The organism is Lactiplantibacillus sp. ME-2 (genome assembly GCF_022549155.1).
Classification (GTDB): Bacteria; Bacillota; Bacilli; order Lactobacillales; family Lactobacillaceae; genus Lactiplantibacillus; species Lactiplantibacillus plantarum.
Window position 1 is genome coordinate 1 of record NZ_JAKZEQ010000020.1, and the last position, 18,651, is coordinate 18,651.

An 18,651-nucleotide genomic window follows, 5' to 3' on the forward strand; every position below is an offset into this window, starting at 1 on the left:
TGCCGCCTAGGAAAGACAAGCAAATATTTACTTTAACTTTTGGGGTACACCTCACTACCTATGTAACCTGCTAGGTTCTTTAGTGATGATTAGATAAAAGCGCCCGCCAGTTTCTAACAGCAACCAATATATTCTTTGAAGATTTGATTATTAGCCAGATAATCTAGTATAACGGCAAAATTTTATAGCCGGAAATAAATTTATGGGAGGTAATGTAATTATGATGATTAATGGTCATGGCTTTGGCCCAGACTATATTGTTGATTCTGGGGTTGTATTAATTGTTTTAATCCCGCTATTTTTGGCAATCCTTGTTAGGCAAATTTCTAAAAAACGCGTGACTTTTTTTAGAATAAGTGGATTGATAATGTTTTTTATCTATATTTATGCTCTGATAAAAGTGACGATTTTTCCGATGATGATTTTTAAATTTGGATCAAAAGCATATCGTTATGGTTTCGGAAAACAGTATCTGGCTAATTTTAATGTTTTGGAAATTAGTAAGTACACACCAATACAAATTTGGGGCAATATTGCGCTAATACTACCACTGTCGATTTTGATTGCCTATCTTTGGCCGCACAAATTGAGTGCGTTTAAATTTAATATTTGTGTAGGAATACTTACAACTATTGGAATTGAGATGACACAATTAATAATGGCCTTTTTCTATCTTGGAAGTAGAACGTTTGATATAAATGATCTCATTTTGAATTTGCTAGGTTACTTATTGGGATTTTGTATTTATAAAGTGATAAAACCAATATTTAACATAGAATCAGATATGTTTAGAGTTTTTTAATTAAAGGAGAAGATATGAAAAAAGCTATTTTACTAATGACTATGATCTTATTTGTAAGTGGAACAATCACATTAAATGCATATGCAGCATCTCAAAGTGTCAATGTTTCATATAAAACTTACGGATCAGCGAATGGACGATCCAATGGTAAAACTAATGGTGTTTGGCACTATTTGCGAAATGGAAAGTATGGGTATTTAAAGATTACCAGTAAAACAGGTGCAGGAAAAACATACGCTAGCTTATATCATAGTGTAGTCGGTCCAGATAAAAAGTTTGGTACTGTAAGAACTAGTAAAGGTTCACATAAGTTTTCTGGAAAACTAAATAAAACGAGCGGTAGTTATTATTTGATATGTTACGGGGGCAATTCGTCAGTTACAATTCATATAAGAGGAAAACTGCACGATTAGTTTATTAGGTAACAAACGAATAAATAGTATTTGTTTTGAAATAACGCAATGTTACTTAAAAAAGTGCAAATGTAACTTAGAAGCGAAAACAAGGTGTGTTGCAATCGACTTCGATTGCAACACACCTTATTTTTGACGTCTATTAAAATGGACCCTACCGGATTTGAACCGACGACCTCCTGCATGCGAAGCAGGCGCTCTCCCAACTGAGCTAAGGGCCCAATACACTTTTAGTATACCGCAAAATGCTAGTCGTGCAAGTCTAGTTTGGTCATCAATGGCGACTAGCACGATGATTTTGATTGCCACGAATTTTATGCACTCGTCGTTTGTACTGTGCTTTTTGGTTGCTGACAAACTTGAAGTGTTGCATTTTGCCGCCGAAGACTTGACCATTCAGCCTTAATTTTAGCCAATCTTGCATAACGGCCATCATTGAATTAATTTGGGTGATCCGTAATTTGTCATGTTGTTGTTGTGCTAGTGGTAATAAATTAGTAGCTAACTGATTAACTAATTTTTGATGGTAGGCCATTAATTCGGGTGTTAATGGGGCATCGGTATAAGTATTAAATAATTTTTGGATTGTTTGAAGTGCATCTTTGATGTCGGTTGGTTGATAATAACGATTGTCTGTATTCGTCAAGTTAATTTCCCCTTTGTCATTTTAGTATAGCAAATTTTATTTAAAAAGCATGGTTTAGCGTGGTCAAAGTCAGCGGTGGCGGTTACAATAGGAATAAATTTAGGAGGTGCGCATCATGACCACAGTAACCGCATTGGAAACTCAAGCAGGCCAAGTCTTGGATCAGTCCTACGCCCAGTTTAAACAAGCCCAGTTGGCGCTGGGCAAAGAGCAGATATTTGCTAATGCTGCTCAGATTTTTACGGTCGGTGAAATTGCTGCCGCGACACGGCAATATTTATTTGACGAAGAGATCGCACAGCAAGTGATCAAGTTGCAAGACCAGGTATTACCGACCATGTATCAACAGGGACAAAGTGGCGAATTCTTGAAGTTGAACTTTACGGGTAATGATATTCGATGGCTATTAGGATTACCGCGAACGCATCATCGCCAACGAATATCTAAATAGTCCAAATTAGCCGAACGTTTGGTCGTAATTAAATTGAAATTTAACCGAATTTCCAGGAATTGTCACTGGAAATTCGGCTTTTTAAAATAAAAATAACTTTTTTTCGTCAAAGTTGCTAAATAGTTTCAAATTTTAGTAATAAAACGATGCCGGTATGATAGGGTTTCAGCGCGAAAATGTTACGATGGCTAATTATTGTTACGGTTTTGTAACTTTCGTAACATATTGTTATTTTGCTGGTATTGGTATGTAACACAAATTGAGTAGTATAGACGTTGGCTTGAAGTACATACGTGACATTCTTTTTGGAGTGATCATTATTAAAGTGAAAGTAAATATTAAACAAGTGATGTTAGGAACTGCTGCTTTAGCTGGTATGTTAGTTACTAGTCAAGCAGTTGCCAATGCCGATTCAATGACAATCAAAGCAGGGGACACTGTTTGGGCATACGCACAAAAGTACAATGTTTCTGTTGACAAGATTGCTGAAGCTAATGGTTTAAGCAATCCTAATATGATTATTGCTGGTAAGACCATCAATATTCCTGGTGTTAAGACCGGTGAAAAGGTTACGGCTAAGAAGACCGCTGCTAGTGCAAGCAGTGCCAAGTCGACTAGTGCTGCAACTTCAACGAGTTCACAAGCTGCTAGTTCAACTACTAGTGCTGCTGCAACCAGCTCATCAACTACTAGTGCAAGTAGTACGAGCCAAGCAGTATCAAGTAGCTCAGTAGCTGCGCAATCGAGTAGTACTTCAACTGCTAGTGCAAGCAGTGTAACTTCAAGTGCTTCAACGAGTTCAGTAGTTTCACAAGCTAGTTCAAGTGCTGTAACTAGTTCAGCAACTTCACAAAGCTCTGCTAGCCAAAGTTCAGCTTCACAAGCATCACAAAGCTCAACTTCAGTAGCATCGTCTACTAGCACGCAATCAGCTGCTACTTTAACGAGTTCACAAGCTAGCTCAACTGCAAGTAACACAACAACGAACAGTTCATCAACAACGACTGCTACTGCAACAGCCTACCGTGCTTCAGCAACAACTAGTTCAACTGCATCATACAGTTCAGTAATTGCTGCTGGCAAGACTTTCATTGGCACACCTTACGAACAAATGGATTGCTCTGCATTCACGCAAGCTGCCTTTGCTAAGGTTGGTCGTTCAATTGGTCGGACTACTTATGCCCAAGCAACGATTGGTACTCACGTATCATTCAGCCAAGCACAAGCTGGCGACTTGGTCTTCTGGGGTTCTGATTCAGCACCTTACCACGTTGGGATTTACTTAGGCGGTGGCCAATACATCGCATCACCAACTTACGGCGAATCTGTTTCAATTAAGAGCACTGCTTACTATACACCAAGCTTTGCTATCCACATGTAATTAACGTTCCTTAAATGGACAAATAGCATCATCTTAGTTCGTCAGAATTAGGATGATGCTATTTTTGTATGCGTGAGCGATATTAATTGTTTTCTGGAGTTTGGCTACTTTATTCAAAATAACGTGATGATTCAGTGTGTGAATCCGTATTTCTTAGGTGCCGCGTCATGATGATAGACAATGTGGGCTTGGTTTAAGTCATGGACAGCCTTGGTCAGGTCATCCATGAAATCGTGGGCCATATTCATGCCAAAGTCAGCCCGAACGACGATTCGTTGGATGACTTGTTGTTCCAGGTTAGCAGGTAAAGGATACGTTGGTACTTGCCAACCGTTCATTAATAGGCGATCCGATAAATCATAAAGGGTCCATTCGCGATCTTCGCGCGGGGCTAGTTGGTAACAAATCAGAGGGAGTTGGTGTCCGTTATTGATCATCTTAAACTCACCAACTTTATCCAGAGCGGCTGCCAGGTAGCGGGCAACATCGTGAGTCTTTGTTTGAATCTCGCGGTAACCGTCCATACCGAAGCGAATGAAATTATAGTATTGTCCAATGAGCTGGGCTGCGCTATGTGAGAAGTTGATCGCCATTGTCGGCAACTCTCCACCTAAATAACTAACTTTGAAGACTAATTCTGGCGGTAAAAACTGACGATCACGCCAAACGACCCAGCCGACCCCGGGATAAACTAAACCGTACTTGTGCCCGGAGGCGTTGATCGAAACGACGTTAGCCAACCGGAAGTCCCAGATGAGTTGCGGCTCAATAAATGGGGTATAGAAGCCACCTGACGCTGCGTCAACGTGAATGTAGACTGGTAATTTGGAATGCTGACGATTGTAGTGAGTAACGACCTTATCGAGTGCGGCTAGGTCGTCATATTGACCGGTATAAGTGATGCCCATGATACCGACGATACCAATTGTGTATTCGTCCACGTAGTTTAAGACGTGGTCAACGTCAAGGGCCATGTGTTGCTCATCCATTGGGACCATGTGCATGTCAACGTCCCAGTAGACACAAAACTTTTCCCAGCAAGCTTGATAGCCAGCCGAAATAACAAGGTTAGGTCGATGGGCATTCAAATCTAAGCCTGCCGCTTGAGCGCGTTTACGCCAGGCAAATTTCATTGCTAAACCGCCTAACATACAAGCTTCAGAGGAGCCAATCGTAGAGGTACCCGTAAAGTGTTCGTCATCAGGCGCGTGCCACAGATTGGCAATAATGTTCACACACCGATTTTCAATCTCGGCCGTGCGGGGGTACTCAGATTTATCGATGGCATTCTTAGCCAGCGTATCCTTCATCAATTCAACGGCTTCGGGTTCCATATAGGTCTGACAAAAAGTTGCCAGGTTCAGTCGTGAATTGCCTTCATCTAATAGTTCATCACGAACTAAGCGATCGGCTTCTCGAGGGGATAATGAATGCTTTGGTAACCGATACTTAGGAAGATCATGTTGTTCAGAAGGCGCACCAAAGACTGGTTCCAAGTATTCTTCAGCTTCATGATTGTGTTTACCGTATAACATTGCCATGTTGGTCACCCTTATCTTTATAAGTTGTGCCGAGTATAGCACGAGGTGATAACAGGGTAAATTAAAACGCAATCCGGATGGTAGGTAACAAAAAAACTGGTCGAATGGACGACCAGTTTTTAGTGAGGATCTTTGCCCCAATTAGGCTTTATCGCTGAACTAGCAGTTAAGCTTTGGCTTTGCTATTCATGAATTTCTTCAACAGTTGCAGTTCTTCCTGAGTTGGCGTTGCTTCACCAGATTTAATGTTGTGAATCCGTTCAACTGATAATTGACTGCCAAACGCAAGGTCGTTATCTGTAAGATGGTGCTCGCGTTCAAAACTGATGAGCTTTTCTGATAATTGACTTAATGGTAGTTCCATGCTCCTCACCCCGATTTTTAGAATTCGTAAAAGTTCAGTGCCATATACCTGCTACTTTTATTATAACCTTAATTGGTCTGAAGCGGGGAACGAATACCATCCTATTTTGTAATTGGTTGTTTTAATTGATCTTGTAGGTGGACTAGAATATCAGTAATCTCATGGGGAAGCTGGTCATGATTGTTGTGTTGATATTGATCAATGAAGTTAGCCCGAATTCCTAAACGAGTGGCGACCAAGTTACGGTAGTCTGCATTGGCATAATCAACTGGGAAATCAGCTAACTTTAGGTTTTGCATGTGCTCCAAGCCTGCGAATGACTCCCACTTGGTCGTATCATTGACAATGGCTTCCAGCGCACCCAAGGTAATTTCCTTAGGAATCTTCTTATCGCCAAAGAAGCCAGTATTCAATAGGTAACAATCTAAATGGCGTTCTTCGAAGAGTGCCTTGAAATCATGGTAATCTTCTGATAGTGGATAGACCCTAAATGGGTTTGCAAATGGTTCGATCACTAGGGCGTTACGGTCGACATTACCAATAATATTTTCGGCCGAGCTCCGTTTGGTCGCTAAAGTGGCGCCGAATGTCGCTGCTAATACGGGATCATCTACTTTAATCACGGGTGGTAAGCTATCATCTTTCATAATCCAGAAGATTGCATTGATGGGAGCGGCTTCCTTATCAACCCGGTTAGTCGAAGCGTACCGTGACTTGATCGTCCGGCCGTTACCGTTGCGTAGGTCTTCAGTGACAAGGACCTTGCGACCCTGATCGTCTAAGGTGACGCCGACGTTTTGGATCGTCATAAAATACTTGGTCTCATCGGACGTCATCGGATAGTCATTGGTTTTGTCAAAGTAAGAAGGCTCGAGGGCCACGGAACTACCATCCTTGCGATTGATGACAAAGGCGTCGTCGTGGAGAACGGTGATATCGTATTTATAGCCGTGTTTAGCGTGGGTTAGTGTTGACTTACCGGAACCTGATAACCCGAACATGGCGAAGACTTGGTCTTGCTTGTTCTTGAAGTGGAAGGCCTTCAAGCCACCGTGACAAGCAACGAAGCCGTGACGATGGGCGATCGACCAAGCTAAGGTCAAAGTCGATTTCTTCAACTCACCAAAGTATGGCATTCCTAGAATGGCAGCCGTATTATGTTGCGGATCAAAAATAGCCAGGCCGTCTGGATAATCTGGATCATGGTAAGTAGGGTCAGCGTAAATGTAAATATCGCCTTCTGGATAGGCAACGGACCGATCGAACATTTCTTGATAAGCAGTGGTGATGGGCTGGAAGTTAAGCATGTAAGAAAGTAGATTATTGGCAAAGCCGTCCGGAATCGCGAGGTGGGCCCGCACGATGAAATCTTCGTCTAAACCGACTAGAACGTCCGTCGTGATGAAGTCCTTGTGAGCACTAGCAAATAGTGCTTGGCGTAGGCGTCCGGCCATATCGGCTTCACTAACGCCCGGGTTGCCTAGAATCCGGCGCGCTTGTGCGGTTCGGCCAACAACCTTACCTGTATTGGCAATTAACATTTTTGCATCAGCTGGTAAGCCTAAATCCGTTGCGCGATAGATTGGGAGGTCCGTAATAACGGTTCCGGGGTCCTTGGTGGCGCGGTGGTAGGCGGCGGCGACATCATCAACGTGGTGCATATTGTTACCGTAAAAGGCCGTTTCAACGGTAGAACGGATCTGTGAAAAGATCGGATTATGACGACCGATATCGGCTAATTGATAAGAATTTTTAGTGCTCATATTGTAGCCTCCCTGCAAGTTGATAAGTTAATTTTAGCACAAACTTTCACATAAGAAAGCGTTTTCTTTTTTGGCTGATGAATAGCTGCTAGTGCGTTTAGACGATTAAGACGTTAAGCCGCAGTGGTTGTTAACTAACTTGTAGTTGGAAGTACTCGCGGATTTTATTGATAAGTAATGATCATTTTGATAGTTGAGGCTGTTATTAATTAACTTTCCAATTAAATTATCACTTGCGTTCAAAGCTATATTAGTATAGTTTATTAAAAGAGAATGATTGAAAATCAGTGATAGGGAGGCACCTTTCTTGCCACGAAGAAGGAACACGCAACGGCGAATGGAGATTGTTAATACAGCGTTTCGCTTGTTTGCCGAGCAGGGGTATGCGAACGTTCAGATGAAGGACATTGCCATTGCCTGTGATATCAGTAAGTCGTTGCTACAACACTATTTCCCGAAGAAAATCGTTTTATTAAGTACGATGTTAAATGAGTTGACGCTTAGTGCTTTTATCTATAGTAATGAACAGCTGACCATGCTGTCTTCGTATCAGCGAACAATGATTCAAATGAGCTTTGTTTTGCGGATGTTAGATGAAAATCCGACCATGGAACACTTTATTCAGGACATCTTCGAGAGTCCGGAACTGACGACTGAGATGGTGCTAGTGACACTAGACTGGCTAGAAGCTATCGGCGTAGAAGGTGAAGCTGCTATGATTAGATACGCGTTGAACTTCGCGTTATCTGGTGGTATGGCTGTTTTTTTCAAGCGTAAAATTCTAAGAGCTAGTGTTGGCATGATTGCAGAAAATATCGACCAAGCGTTTTACTTGTTATTAGGTGAGAATACTGAGAAAATTGATCAAATTTATTTGAGCACAGCCAAGTATAATACTGACTATTATTATCAGCAATTCATCACGTATCTGCATAAACACGCGACCCTTGACTTGAGTACTGAAATAAAAATTTAATATTAAAGTAATCTAAATTACTTGTATTTCGTAAAATATACTAGTACACTTTAAAGCGGGGAAATGATAAACGACGCTTACTAATTTATGAAAAAAGTATGGGGCGAATTATGATTGGGAATTTAATGATAATTCGACTAGTGAAAGGGAGACTTGAATAATGAATGAAGATATGGAATTTTTTAATCGCTTTAGCCATATGTATTTACATGGCTTTAAAAACTTATCAGATATGTTTGCTGAACCTGCAACGGAACATGGGATTACTTTGGATGAATTTTACATTTTATATGATATTGCTGAAGCAAAAGGTAAGATCCGTCTGATGGATATTGCCGAAAGTCACGGTGTGACGCGTTCAGCAATCTCACGCTTAATTGGTCGCTTATTACGGAAAGATTACTTATATCAAGAAGCTGAAGACCATGACCGTCGTAACAAAGTTTTAAAGTTAACACCAGAAGGCGCTCGGATTGAACATGAAGTCTTTACTGAATTGATTCAACGCAACCGGGAATGGCGTCAAAGCTTCAGTTTAGCTAAACAATATCAGACTTTGAACTTGGTTGAAGAGTTTATGGACAAGTTTGTTAATGAAGATGCTAGCAAGCAAACTAAAAAGACAACGTATGCTGATACTGATTTGAAGCGGGCTGAAGCTTAATTGAGTGTCAGTTACAATTAAAGATAATTACAAAAACAACCCTGTTGGCGTCTTTTGGTGCTAACAGGGTTGTTTTTATAATCATTAATGACCACTGATCGTGATTCGGAAATGATCAAGACGATAGGTGCTATGAAGTCTCGATGGTAATAGGTGTCAAGCTGGTTGTTTGCGCTATCAGATATAATCCGTGCTTGTACTTAAAATAAGACTTATTAGTAATTATTTTTGGAAAAAGTGAGCGCTTACTGTTTGTATAGTAGTCACATTGATTGGGTGATTTGTATAAATAAGACGAGCGGACAAATACTCGTCTTACTCATATGAACTTTGGTTGCCTTTTAACCTAATAGCGCGTTCAAGGTTTGGTTAGGAGCTTGCTTGATATTGCAGAATTAATATCAAGTTTAAGAGTGATTAAACTTATATGCGAATTTTAAAACACAAAAAAATATTTTATTGTACAAAGTAAATATCCTATTTATTCTTCTTTATAAAAAATTTGATTCAACTCGCGATATTTACTCGGAGTAATATCGAATTCTTTTTGAAACTGGCGTGCAAATTCGGCGCTATTGTAGAAGTTGATTCTTTCTGCAATTTCACCTATAGGAAGATGGGTATTAATTAATAATTGCTTTGCTCGCTGTAATTTAGCGTGGCGAATGTAGAAGTTGATGGTAAACCCTAGTTCTTTACGAAATTTACGCTTAGTGTATTCAGGATCTAACGTCAGTTCTTCTAAGATGGTATTTGCTCTTAATGGCTCATCACAATGATTATCAATATAATAGACAACTAGCGCGACTTGCTTAGAGAGGCGGGTACCATCAATTGGAATATCAAGTGTATCAAGATTGCTAAAATAATTGTTAACGATTGACTCTAAAAGTGGCATAAAATCATCATTCGTTAGTGTTGTTGTTGTGAGGTAATGCAAAATGTCCTTTCTTAAGTTAACGAATGTGATCATGTTCAAATAATGATAAAAGCTGACACTTGCTAGATCACAGGTTAGTGAAATTAAGGCTTCTTTTAGAATGAGTGGGCGGACGTTGTATAAGTTATCCTTGATTTTGTGATTAAATCTATTGATATGTTCCAAGGCGTAGTCAAGACAACGCTTTTCGAAAAAATAACTTAAATCATGTTCCAATATAGCAAAATCAAAATTGAAATCGCGTTCTGTTTGAGAAAGTTTGAGCTCTGGAAAATTCAATGGACAGTTCCTCCCCCATAAGTTACAAAAATAGTGAATTTTATACAAATAGTAAACGTACATAATAGTGTACTTGATTAACTTTAATTGGTATGCTTTAATTGGTTCAAGGATAATGACTGATTTAAGTTATCCAGTACAGACATATAAATATTCTTCGTCAATTAGTTTGCTAAAAGTTTATTAATAAAGGTGAATTTATAATATTGATTTAAATATTAATATGTTTGTACAAAAAGGTATTACGCGCTATTGATGAAGAAGATTAATATGCTAATTAAATTTTAGGGGGAATTGACTTATGACAAAGTCACGTACGCTCAAAGCAGCTATGCTGGTTTCAGTAGCCAGTATTGCTTGTTTATCATTCAATAATTTGGGAGCTTCCGCGGACACCTTGCCTTCAACTGGAAAGTCTCAAGCAGATGTTTCGTTTACGTCTAACGGTGGTTCGACTAATCCTGTTGATCCAGACAATCCGGATAATCCTGGCGGCGGTGGTACTGGGAACAGCGGGCCACTTTCGTTAGATGCGGTACCAACGTATCTTAATTTTGGGACGCATACGCAACCTAATGTTGATACGGCCTACACTTTACTTTCAAAAGATGCTAGTCAGGAGAGCCTTGCGACAGCTAATGATGATAAGACCCAAAATGTGACGACTAGTGGTAAGAAAAATGGTAATGATATCATTTACACGCAAGTTTCTGACTCACGGGGGGACTGGTGCTGGCTGGCAATTAAAGGCACAGCTTTCTGATATTACGGCTTCTGACGGCCAAGTGTTAACGAACGCGTCAGTTGTTTTAAGTGGTGGGACACCACAATATCTGACAGGGGAAGCTAATCAACAATCTTGGGTCACTGCGGCGGATGCGAACCAGGCAACCGTTGCAACACCAATTGTGCTCAATGCCGGCGCTTCATCGACAACCGATGTTGCAACAGCCACGGCAGGGTCTAAAGTTGGTGACGGTCAAGGTACGGGGGTCAACCAACAATACTGGAATATTAATAATGTGCAATTACATGTTAAAGGTGGTCACGCAGCCGCTAAGAATTATTCAGGGAATATTGTTTGGACATTGAACTCGACACCAACGGCTTAATGAACGAAAACGAGTGGCTATGTTGAATAGTTAACTCGTTTTTTTGAAGGGAGGCCCTTTTATGAACGGCTGGAATAAGAAGCTATTATTAGGGATGTTAACCCTAATAATGACTTTGTTGGCTGGTATGACTGTGATTGGCCATGCTGCTGACACGGCCAATAATGCGGTAACTTTTGATGTTCAGCCAATGCTTAATGAAAAGCAACAATTATCAAAGGACGCTTATTATTGGGATTTTAAAATTCAACCGAAGAGAACATATTCGTTAGCGATGCGTGTTAATAATCGCTCAAATCATGAAATTAAAGTCAAAAATCAATTCCTACAATCGTATACTAATGCGAAAGGTGTTATTGATTATGGTGCTGCTAATCTGAATGATGATACTAGTTTAAAAGTAAAACTAGCTGATATTATTACCGTACCGGATGAGGAAACGACGATCCCAGCTAATAAATCACGGATCGTGCGGGCACAGTTAAAAACGCCAACGAAATTGAACAAAGGGATTATTTTAGGAAGTTGGCAAGTTAAAATTGCAGATCAACATCTTAAAACCAAGGGGGCGACGTTAACTAGCGAATATGCCTACAATGTGGGGATCAAACTAACGTCAAATCGTGATCCATTGCCAAAATTACGCTTGGCTGATGTTCAATTAAAAAAGCGGAGTGGCATCAAGACAGTTATCGGTAATATTCAAAATTACTACGCTTCAATTCTAGGCAAAGGGACTGTCACTGCCTACGTTAGCAAAGCTGGGCAGACCAAAAAGCTCGCGGTGGCTGATCTAAAAAGTAGTTCGATGGCTCCTAATTCTAACTTTGACTTACCGTTAAAGTGGCGTACTAATCGGGGGATCATTTTACCTGGGACTTACACTCTATACGTCAAGTATCGAACTACGGATGAAAAGTTCGCTAAGCCGCATGTCTGGTCGCTAAAGCAAGATTTTGTAGTTGGCGCTACGGATGCTGTTAACGTCACGTCTCCAACTACTTGGGGTTGGTTGATTGGTATCGTGTTGTTAGTATTATTGCTCATTGCTTTAATCATATTCTGGGTAATTAAACGGCGTCAAAATAAGCGCTAAGGGGTGATACTATCAAAAAGCTAAGAGCAATTGTTGTCATATTGATGGTATTGTTACAAGTCATAGCCGCTGGTGCAACGGTAAGCTTAGGCGCCGATATGACCGCTCAAGCAGCTACGTTACCACAGTTAACTTTTGCAAAATCAACGGCTAGCGATAATATTTTAACGAATCAACATTTTGATGTTGAACTACAGGTTGGTGATACGGCCTCTAAAATAAATACGATTGATTTACCGAACGAGGTTAATTTAGATGGGCCAGAGGAGTTTAAGCAAATAAAACGGGTTTTCGATGATAGTCAGTACACAACGGGGGATAATGGTGCCTTTACAATTACGGCTAAGCATCTGACAGTTGCGTACAATCCTGATAAGCGCAGGATAACGGTTCAGTGGTCAGATGAATATCCGCAAACGAAGGTACCAATTAGATTAACAGCTGTTAAAGCAGAAAAACTGGCGTTAGTTGCTGTAGCCGATGATCAAAAAGGGCCGGCGTTGAATGTCGAGATTAAGCAACCACAAACGCAGGCTGATCAGGCCAGTACGAGTTCAGCTAGTTCTTCAGCGGCAACCGATACAAATAGTTCGACGGCATCGTCAAGTCGACAAGCGACATCATCAGCAGCAAGTTTGGACAGTTCACGTTCAGCTGCAACGACGCTTTCAAGTCAGGCGGTAAACCAAACGAGTGCTAGCAGTAGCGAGCCTTCACAAGAAACTGCTGCTAATCAATCGTCAGCGGTCACGGAATCTGCGGGTGAGACAACTGATAGTTCGGCCAGCATCTCGTCGTCATCCACTGCTAGTCAAGTGTTCTCATCAGCACCAACTAAGCAAGCAACGGCGAGTGCCAAATCTAGTCCATTAATACCAATCACTCGGTTAGCTCAGCTGAGTTGGAATGTGGTTGATGTTAGTACATGGTCTCAATTAGTCGATGCTTGGAAGAATGTGAGTGTTGATGAAATTAATATTACGGCTGATATTAGTAATCCGACTGCCGCTGCAGGGTCTTTGGACTCACGGCTATCCGGTAATATTATTGTGAATGGGAATGGACATAGCGTTAATACTGGATCTGCTGGGTTTCACACTAGGTACAACGGTGCTACCAGTAGTACGAAATATACAGCGACCTTTATGAATTTTGCATCATTAATCGGATCTTTTGGAAATGATGCGGGGTTGATTGGCTCATCCACCGGTGGCGATGGTGCCGGAGGGGCTTTGAATTGGACATTTAATGTTAGTAATATTACGGTCCCAAGTGGGACTAGTTATACCAATACAAGTCGGCGATTTGTTAGTGCGCAAGGGAACCAAGTCAATATTACCGGCAATTGCCGAGTAACAACGGTTCGAGAAAACATCTTATGTGGTGGCTTTGATGTAGCTGCTGGACAGACATTCACTGGATCGAAAATAGCCAATGGTGATGATAATTCATTTATCTGGTTTGTTTATGACTATCAAGGAACTGGTAATCGGCAAGTTAATGTTGAAGAAGGCGCGACGCTAAATTGTATTCGACGACCTGCTAGTTCTACGTCAACCGCCTATACTACCTATCCGGTTATTTTTGATGCGTATGAAAGTATTAATGTGGGTAAAAATGCCACGTTTAATGCTAGCGTGCCAGGAAATGCATACTCTAACAAGTACTTTTATGGGTCACAATATCATCGTAATTTTTACGCGGATACTGGTAGCACCGTTAATCTAACGTCACTAGCTAGAAGTCAATCGCCAATCTCTTTTTCTGATAATGCAACTTCGACGATTCAAAGTAGTAGTGGTGCCAATATTTATGTAATTGCTGCTACGGGAGCACCGCTTATTTCGGGAAATTACGCGCGTTTGGCTACTGTTCGATTTATTAATCCGAACAACTTGGATTTACGTAATAGCTCAACTGGAACGACTGCAGCGGCTAGTTCGATTAACCAAGATAATGTGGGCACTTTTGAAATCCAAGATAGTAATATTAGCTTGTGGAAATTAGCATCATCGGTTACGGGCGGTGCGGATTATTCGTATAGTAACGTATCTCAGTTATTACAACAGGGTTCAGCAGTGACGGCCACGGATAGTAATTTGCAAAGTAATTATTTATCTTCTAAAATGCGTCGGATTAGTGCCACTAACCAGAAGCCACAATTAGCATTTAATAATCCGTATGATGGGACAACCAAGCTAACAGATGCGGATCAGAAGCTGCGGACGCGAGTCATTGTGGCGATGGTTCCTGATACTAATGGTGTTCAAGATGACGGAACGGTTAATTATATTCCACAGTATGCTAGTGCAGGGCAATTAACCGTGAGTTATAGCGTTAATGGTAAGACAATCACTGCCCAAACTGATAGTAATGGCTACGCAACAGCTAATGTCGGGACCTTTTTAAAAGCTGGAACGACGGTCACAGCATCGACTAGCAATACCAGTGGAACGACGGTCACGGCTACCGGGACGGTGGTTGATGTGACGCCGCCTAATCCGGCCACAATGGTATCACCGGACCCCATTAGAGTTTCAACAGGAACGGTGAGTGGTCAAAATGGAGAACCAGGTGCGCAGGTCACATTAGCATTGAATGGGCAGATTCAAACTAATGTCAAAACGGTTGTCAATGCCAATGGGACTTGGTCACTGAACTTAACCGGATTATCGTTAAAAATTGGTGACAAGATTATTATTTATATGGCTGATAGTCTAGGAAATCGTAATCCTGATCCTAATAGTTATCCAAATGGGCAGCAGTATCATGATGCGACTTTCCAACCAGCACCGATATTTACAGTAGCTAAGGATTTAATCGTCAATCCAATTGATCCTGATGATCCTAGCAAGCCTGGGACTGGCGGGACGAACAATTTGGGCCCATTATCGTTGGACGCTGTACCTACACATTTGAACTTTGGACAGCACAGCATTCCAACAATGGATACAGCGTACCCATTGTTGTCACCATCAGCCGCTGAAGACCAATTGGCTACTGCTACTGATGGACAGAAGTATGCAACAGTTGGTGGTCAGAAAAATGGGCAGGATAGTGTGTATACACAAGTGACTGATACACGGGACACCCCAAGTGGTTGGCAATTGACGGCCCAATTATCAGCGTTGACAGCTACTGATGGGACGACCATGACGGGTAGTTACGTGACGTTAACATCAGGAACGGCGCAATATTTGAATGCTAGTACTAGTAAATGGGTTACGGCAACTGACCAAAATCAGGCAACTTTACCAGCCGTGATTAAGTTAACCCAGGTGCTACCCAACAAACGTCAATAGCTGGGACGACTAGTCAACAAGGCGTCGGGACTAATCAACAAATTTGGAATGTTAATAACGTTGCGTTGCACGTCAAGGGTGGTCGTGTGATGGCTAAAAATTATTCTGGAACTATCACTTGGCAATTGAATAGTTTGCCAAGCCAGTGATCGTTATTTAATGGTATGCTTCAAGGCTTAAAAAGAATCGGACGACAAAACTGATTGCAGTTTTGTCGTCCGATTTTGAGTATCCGAGATTAATAATTAGCCAAAGATTGATTTGAAAATAGAGCTGAAGAAGTTAACAATCGCGCTCCACATTTTTTGGAGCAAGTTTTGATTTTCTTTAGTATTGAGTTTGCTGAAGACACCCTTGGCATTTGATTGAATGTTCTTCATCAACGAGTTGGCTTGAGTCTTAAAGCTTGAAGAATCTAATGCACCTGAATCACGGATCTTGACTAACAAATTAATAATTTCAGTCTTTTGATTATTAGTAATGACATTTGTTAAATTGTTATTGGTAATTTGTTGATTGACAATGGTCGTGATTTCGTTTTTAGTGATGTTACTTCCTTTTTGGGCCATTTCCTTTTTGGCACCAGCCACAGCGTTGTTCAACTGGGAATCAGTATAACCATCCTTGCTCTTATTTGCTTGGGTGATGCCACTGAGAGTACTTAACTCATCTTGGGCGGCGGTTACTTGCTTCGTGTTTAATCTGTTACCAGATTTTGCGTACGCCGCGTAAACACCGGCTAGTGCGCCCGAACCGTCGATTGGAGTAGCTGATGTGACGTAAATATTAGCATCGGTAATCCCAGCCGTTAGGGCGGCGTTTTTATACTGGTTAGCCGTAATAGTGGTGATGTTATTACTACCATTATAATTTAAAATTTTGACATTAATTCCAGAACCAGAACTTGTTTTTTGAATCATCGCACTGGACCACACACCTGAGCTACTTGTGAAACTTTCACCGGCTGGGTTGAGGTATTTAACTAGAGTATCGCCGTTAACAGTTAGCGTCTGATAATCGGCACCGTTCAAGCTAGCCGTTAACGTGTTGATCGTCCCAGTCTTTTGACTGCTAGTCAGGCTACTGCCTAATGTGACAATTGGTTCATCGCTGCTACTGTCAGCGTGCGCAAGGACTTGCCAGCTGCCAAGCCCAACGATCAGGGTGGCAACGAGGGCAACCCATTTAAATTTGAAACTCATTCGTTTCGTCATTTTCTTTTCCTCCGCATCTTAACTAATGCACCTAAATCCTAACATGAACCGTTCGCTCCCGGGTTGTACAGTGGCAACTAGCGATTGCAAGGTTAGGTTATGTCATTATTATAGCAGACCGTGGTCGTAAGTTAACATTCGGCGCGTAACCTTGGGAGAGTCCTAAGTATTTTAACAATTTGTTTATTATTTGCCGAAGTACCAGACTTTCGCTATACTCGAAATAAATATCGGGGGAGGTTATAACAATGACACAAAATCGGGTGATTAACGCGTTGAGCTATTTAAGCATTTTATTCTTACCAGTTTTATTTCCATTAATTGTTTGGTTGCTGACGAGTACTAATCCAGAAGCACATCGGGTTGCAGGACGGGCTTTTTGGTTACATTTGTTGCCGACAATTTTAGGAATTACACTGCTCGTTATTTTAGGCGTTAGCGGTATTTATATGGACAGTATCGTTAATAGTGGCTGGTTGGCCGTGGTTCTTTTAGCGGTATTTGGATTAGTCGCAGTGGCTAGCTACTTATGGTCGATTATTCGCGGAATTCAGTATTTAATTGCTGATTAATGTAGTAGCGTTAGGTTCAGGAGGGTTTAGCATGGTTGTTAAGGACGCATCAGTGGTTGAAACAGCAATGATGATTCAATTTTGGCAGCGTGGTTATTATCAAACGACAGTTGACGACTTGCTCACCGTTAGCCAGTTGTCACGAACGCAGTTTTATCGCCAGTATCACAGTAAGCGGGTTGCGTTACGCCGTTCACTTGAACGCTATCAAATAACGTTAGATGAACAACTTGATCAATTGATTCAACGTGAGCGGGCGCGGCAAACACCATTGGCCGCTTTAATTGCGGCTTGTTTGCGACTGCCGTTTCAGAGTGAACGGTGGCCAGCAGGATGTTTGATGGTGAACCTGATGGCCGAAATTGGGTCGCAGGATGCGTCCTTGATGGCCCAACTGCAAACGATCTATGCTGATTTACAGACCCGACTCGTCGGTTTACTTTCACCTCGGGCTAAAACCTTACCGACCACGGTCGCTGAGGCTGCAGCAAGTTTAATGCAGGTTCGCAGCGGCATTCAGTTATTGGCAAAACAGGATCCTAGTGGGGCACAGCTAAAACAACAGGCCCAAACGAGTGTTAATCTGATTATGGGGGCAGTTTAAGATGGTTGAGATTAAAGTCATTCACGGTGATATTACCAAAATGACCGTTGATGCAATTGTTAATGCGGCCAATACGAGTTTGCTTGGTGGTGGCGGCGTCGATGGTGCCATTCATCGGGCAGCTGGGCCAGCATTGCTGGCTGCCTGTCGCCCATTACACGGTTGTGCAACTGGTGAAGCCAAAATTACGCCGGGCTTTCGACTACCGGCGAAGTATGTGATTCACACGCCGGGTCCCGTTTGGCAAGGTGGCCAGCATAATGAATTACAATTGTTAGCGAACAGTTATCGCAACAGTCTGAATTTGGCCGCTGAGAATCATTGTCAAACGGTTGCTTTTCCGTCTATCAGTACCGGCGTCTATCACTTTCCGCTATCAATTGCGGCACCGTTAGCGTTAAAAACGTTACAAGCAACCGCGCAGACAACGGCCCACACGGTTCAGACAATCACGATTGTTTGTTTTGATGACCAAACGCAAAATGTATTTAGTACGGCGTTGGCAGCGCTGACAAATTAATCTTTACCAAA

At 41.6% G+C, this 18,651-nt stretch carries 20 protein-coding genes and 1 tRNA gene; 14 read left to right on the top strand and 7 right to left on the bottom strand.

Translation table 11 applies throughout. The features are described from left to right. Positions 1 to 220 precede the first annotated feature (220 nt). Entirely contained in the window at positions 221 to 802 is a 582-nt protein-coding gene (locus MMY95_RS08570; RefSeq protein ID WP_013356017.1) for a VanZ family protein, read from the top strand. Between the two features lie 14 nt (positions 803 to 816). After that, on the top strand, positions 817 to 1,215 hold the full coding sequence (locus MMY95_RS08575; protein WP_241277593.1) for a hypothetical protein: 399 nt from the start codon (positions 817 to 819) through the stop codon (positions 1,213 to 1,215). Between the two features lie 148 nt (positions 1,216 to 1,363). Here the strand turns inward: MMY95_RS08575 and MMY95_RS08580 are convergent. Both MMY95_RS08580 and MMY95_RS08585 read right to left on the bottom strand, forming a co-directional pair. Then, positions 1,364 to 1,436 (bottom strand) — tRNA-Ala (locus MMY95_RS08580). 53 nt (positions 1,437 to 1,489) lie between these two features. After that, positions 1,490 to 1,861 (bottom strand): hypothetical protein, encoded by a 372-nt coding sequence (locus tag MMY95_RS08585; protein ID WP_003643535.1) that lies wholly within the window; start codon positions 1,859 to 1,861, stop codon positions 1,490 to 1,492. A gap of 115 nt (positions 1,862 to 1,976) precedes the next feature. Between MMY95_RS08585 and MMY95_RS08590 the strand changes: the two genes are divergently transcribed. Continuing rightward, positions 1,977 to 2,312: a hypothetical protein gene (locus MMY95_RS08590; RefSeq protein WP_003645529.1), complete on the top strand. Its 336-nt coding sequence runs from the start codon at positions 1,977 to 1,979 to the stop codon at positions 2,310 to 2,312. 325 nt (positions 2,313 to 2,637) lie between these two features. Beyond that, the gene (locus MMY95_RS08595; RefSeq protein ID WP_241277594.1) at positions 2,638 to 3,693 is read left to right on the top strand and encodes a LysM peptidoglycan-binding domain-containing C40 family peptidase; all 1,056 of its coding nucleotides are present in this window, start codon (positions 2,638 to 2,640) and stop codon (positions 3,691 to 3,693) included. Positions 3,694 to 3,824: 131 nt separating this feature from the next. Here MMY95_RS08595 and MMY95_RS08600 read toward each other — a convergent pair whose 3' ends face one another. The 3 genes from MMY95_RS08600 to MMY95_RS08610 form a co-directional block, all read right to left on the bottom strand. Beyond that, complete coding sequence (locus MMY95_RS08600; protein WP_041161870.1) at positions 3,825 to 5,228, bottom strand: glutamate decarboxylase; 1,404 nt, start codon at positions 5,226 to 5,228, stop codon at positions 3,825 to 3,827. Between the two features lie 172 nt (positions 5,229 to 5,400). After that, positions 5,401 to 5,598: an LBP_cg2779 family protein gene (locus tag MMY95_RS08605; RefSeq protein WP_003643006.1), complete on the bottom strand. Its 198-nt coding sequence runs from the start codon at positions 5,596 to 5,598 to the stop codon at positions 5,401 to 5,403. Between the two features lie 101 nt (positions 5,599 to 5,699). Next, positions 5,700 to 7,361, bottom strand: coding sequence for a phosphoenolpyruvate carboxykinase (ATP) (locus MMY95_RS08610; protein WP_015379508.1), 1,662 nt, complete (start codon positions 7,359 to 7,361; stop codon positions 5,700 to 5,702). A gap of 337 nt (positions 7,362 to 7,698) precedes the next feature. Here MMY95_RS08610 and MMY95_RS08615 point away from each other — a divergent pair, with 337 nt between their 5' ends. Both MMY95_RS08615 and MMY95_RS08620 read left to right on the top strand, forming a co-directional pair. After that, entirely contained in the window at positions 7,699 to 8,337 is a 639-nt protein-coding gene (locus MMY95_RS08615; RefSeq protein ID WP_003645533.1) for a TetR/AcrR family transcriptional regulator, read from the top strand. A gap of 160 nt (positions 8,338 to 8,497) precedes the next feature. Continuing rightward, positions 8,498 to 9,001: a MarR family transcriptional regulator gene (locus MMY95_RS08620; RefSeq protein ID WP_003643528.1), complete on the top strand. Its 504-nt coding sequence runs from the start codon at positions 8,498 to 8,500 to the stop codon at positions 8,999 to 9,001. Between the two features lie 481 nt (positions 9,002 to 9,482). Here the strand turns inward: MMY95_RS08620 and MMY95_RS08625 are convergent, their stop codons facing one another. Continuing rightward, on the bottom strand, positions 9,483 to 10,220 hold the full coding sequence (locus tag MMY95_RS08625; protein WP_003643527.1) for an AraC family transcriptional regulator: 738 nt from the start codon (positions 10,218 to 10,220) through the stop codon (positions 9,483 to 9,485). Positions 10,221 to 10,521: 301 nt separating this feature from the next. Here MMY95_RS08625 and MMY95_RS15930 point away from each other — a divergent pair, with 301 nt between their 5' ends. The 5 genes from MMY95_RS15930 (at position 10,522) to MMY95_RS15945 (ending at position 15,879) form a co-directional block, all read left to right on the top strand. After that, positions 10,522 to 10,983: a WxL domain-containing protein gene (locus MMY95_RS15930; RefSeq protein ID WP_277601995.1), complete on the top strand. Its 462-nt coding sequence runs from the start codon at positions 10,522 to 10,524 to the stop codon at positions 10,981 to 10,983. Next, the gene (locus MMY95_RS15935) at positions 10,907 to 11,332 is read left to right on the top strand and encodes a WxL domain-containing protein (RefSeq protein WP_277601996.1); all 426 of its coding nucleotides are present in this window, start codon (positions 10,907 to 10,909) and stop codon (positions 11,330 to 11,332) included. Before MMY95_RS15930 ends, MMY95_RS15935 begins: the two co-directional genes overlap by 77 nt. Before the next feature lie 61 nt (positions 11,333 to 11,393). Then, positions 11,394 to 12,428, top strand: a complete 1,035-nt coding sequence (locus MMY95_RS08635) for a DUF916 and DUF3324 domain-containing protein (protein WP_015379506.1) — start codon at positions 11,394 to 11,396, stop codon at positions 12,426 to 12,428. Between the two features lie 44 nt (positions 12,429 to 12,472). Then, entirely contained in the window at positions 12,473 to 15,730 is a 3,258-nt protein-coding gene (locus MMY95_RS15940) for a WxL domain-containing protein (RefSeq protein ID WP_260390827.1), read from the top strand. Next, positions 15,727 to 15,879: a WxL domain-containing protein gene (locus MMY95_RS15945; protein ID WP_260390829.1), complete on the top strand. Its 153-nt coding sequence runs from the start codon at positions 15,727 to 15,729 to the stop codon at positions 15,877 to 15,879. The genes MMY95_RS15940 and MMY95_RS15945 overlap by 4 nt, the downstream gene beginning before the upstream one ends. A 96-nt stretch (positions 15,880 to 15,975) precedes the next feature. On the opposite strand, the gene MMY95_RS08645 is transcribed toward MMY95_RS15945, so the two are convergent. Further along, positions 15,976 to 16,944: a DUF1002 domain-containing protein gene (locus tag MMY95_RS08645; protein ID WP_053267160.1), complete on the bottom strand. Its 969-nt coding sequence runs from the start codon at positions 16,942 to 16,944 to the stop codon at positions 15,976 to 15,978. Between the two features lie 248 nt (positions 16,945 to 17,192). Between MMY95_RS08645 and MMY95_RS08650 the strand changes: the two genes are divergently transcribed. Genes MMY95_RS08650 through MMY95_RS08660 form a run of 3 tightly spaced genes read left to right on the top strand, consistent with a single transcriptional unit; the run spans position 17,193 to position 18,640 of the window. Further along, a complete protein-coding gene (locus MMY95_RS08650; protein ID WP_003642997.1) occupies positions 17,193 to 17,516 on the top strand; it encodes a membrane protein in 324 nt (107 codons plus the stop codon). A 31-nt stretch (positions 17,517 to 17,547) separates the two neighbouring features. After that, positions 17,548 to 18,120: a TetR family transcriptional regulator gene (locus MMY95_RS08655; protein ID WP_241277595.1), complete on the top strand. Its 573-nt coding sequence runs from the start codon at positions 17,548 to 17,550 to the stop codon at positions 18,118 to 18,120. A gap of 1 nt (position 18,121) precedes the next feature. Continuing rightward, a complete protein-coding gene (locus MMY95_RS08660) occupies positions 18,122 to 18,640 on the top strand; it encodes an O-acetyl-ADP-ribose deacetylase (protein WP_003645538.1) in 519 nt (172 codons plus the stop codon). Positions 18,641 to 18,651: the final 11 nt, after the last annotated feature.

What these genes read in the sequence shown, in the direction of transcription:
- MMY95_RS08660 (WP_003645538.1), top strand. Translation starts at nt 18,122, where the DNA reads ATGGTTGAGATTAAAGTCATTCACGGTGATATTACCAAAATGACCGTT.
- MMY95_RS08600 (WP_041161870.1), bottom strand. Translation starts at nt 5,228, where the DNA reads ATGTTATACGGTAAACACAATCATGAAGCTGAAGAATACTTGGAACCA.
- MMY95_RS08620 (WP_003643528.1), top strand. Translation starts at nt 8,498, where the DNA reads ATGAATGAAGATATGGAATTTTTTAATCGCTTTAGCCATATGTATTTA.
- MMY95_RS08655 (WP_241277595.1), top strand. Translation starts at nt 17,548, where the DNA reads ATGGTTGTTAAGGACGCATCAGTGGTTGAAACAGCAATGATGATTCAA.
- MMY95_RS08575 (WP_241277593.1), top strand. Translation starts at nt 817, where the DNA reads ATGAAAAAAGCTATTTTACTAATGACTATGATCTTATTTGTAAGTGGA.
- MMY95_RS15930 (WP_277601995.1), top strand. Translation starts at nt 10,522, where the DNA reads ATGACAAAGTCACGTACGCTCAAAGCAGCTATGCTGGTTTCAGTAGCC.
- MMY95_RS08570 (WP_013356017.1), top strand. Translation starts at nt 221, where the DNA reads ATGATGATTAATGGTCATGGCTTTGGCCCAGACTATATTGTTGATTCT.
- MMY95_RS08645 (WP_053267160.1), bottom strand. Translation starts at nt 16,944, where the DNA reads ATGACGAAACGAATGAGTTTCAAATTTAAATGGGTTGCCCTCGTTGCC.
- MMY95_RS08590 (WP_003645529.1), top strand. Translation starts at nt 1,977, where the DNA reads ATGACCACAGTAACCGCATTGGAAACTCAAGCAGGCCAAGTCTTGGAT.
- MMY95_RS15940 (WP_260390827.1), top strand. Translation starts at nt 12,473, where the DNA reads ATGGTATTGTTACAAGTCATAGCCGCTGGTGCAACGGTAAGCTTAGGC.
- MMY95_RS08635 (WP_015379506.1), top strand. Translation starts at nt 11,394, where the DNA reads ATGAACGGCTGGAATAAGAAGCTATTATTAGGGATGTTAACCCTAATA.
- MMY95_RS08650 (WP_003642997.1), top strand. Translation starts at nt 17,193, where the DNA reads ATGACACAAAATCGGGTGATTAACGCGTTGAGCTATTTAAGCATTTTA.
- MMY95_RS08605 (WP_003643006.1), bottom strand. Translation starts at nt 5,598, where the DNA reads ATGGAACTACCATTAAGTCAATTATCAGAAAAGCTCATCAGTTTTGAA.
- MMY95_RS08615 (WP_003645533.1), top strand. Translation starts at nt 7,699, where the DNA reads ATGGAGATTGTTAATACAGCGTTTCGCTTGTTTGCCGAGCAGGGGTAT.
- MMY95_RS08610 (WP_015379508.1), bottom strand. Translation starts at nt 7,361, where the DNA reads ATGAGCACTAAAAATTCTTATCAATTAGCCGATATCGGTCGTCATAAT.
- MMY95_RS15935 (WP_277601996.1), top strand. Translation starts at nt 10,907, where the DNA reads ATGATATCATTTACACGCAAGTTTCTGACTCACGGGGGGACTGGTGCT.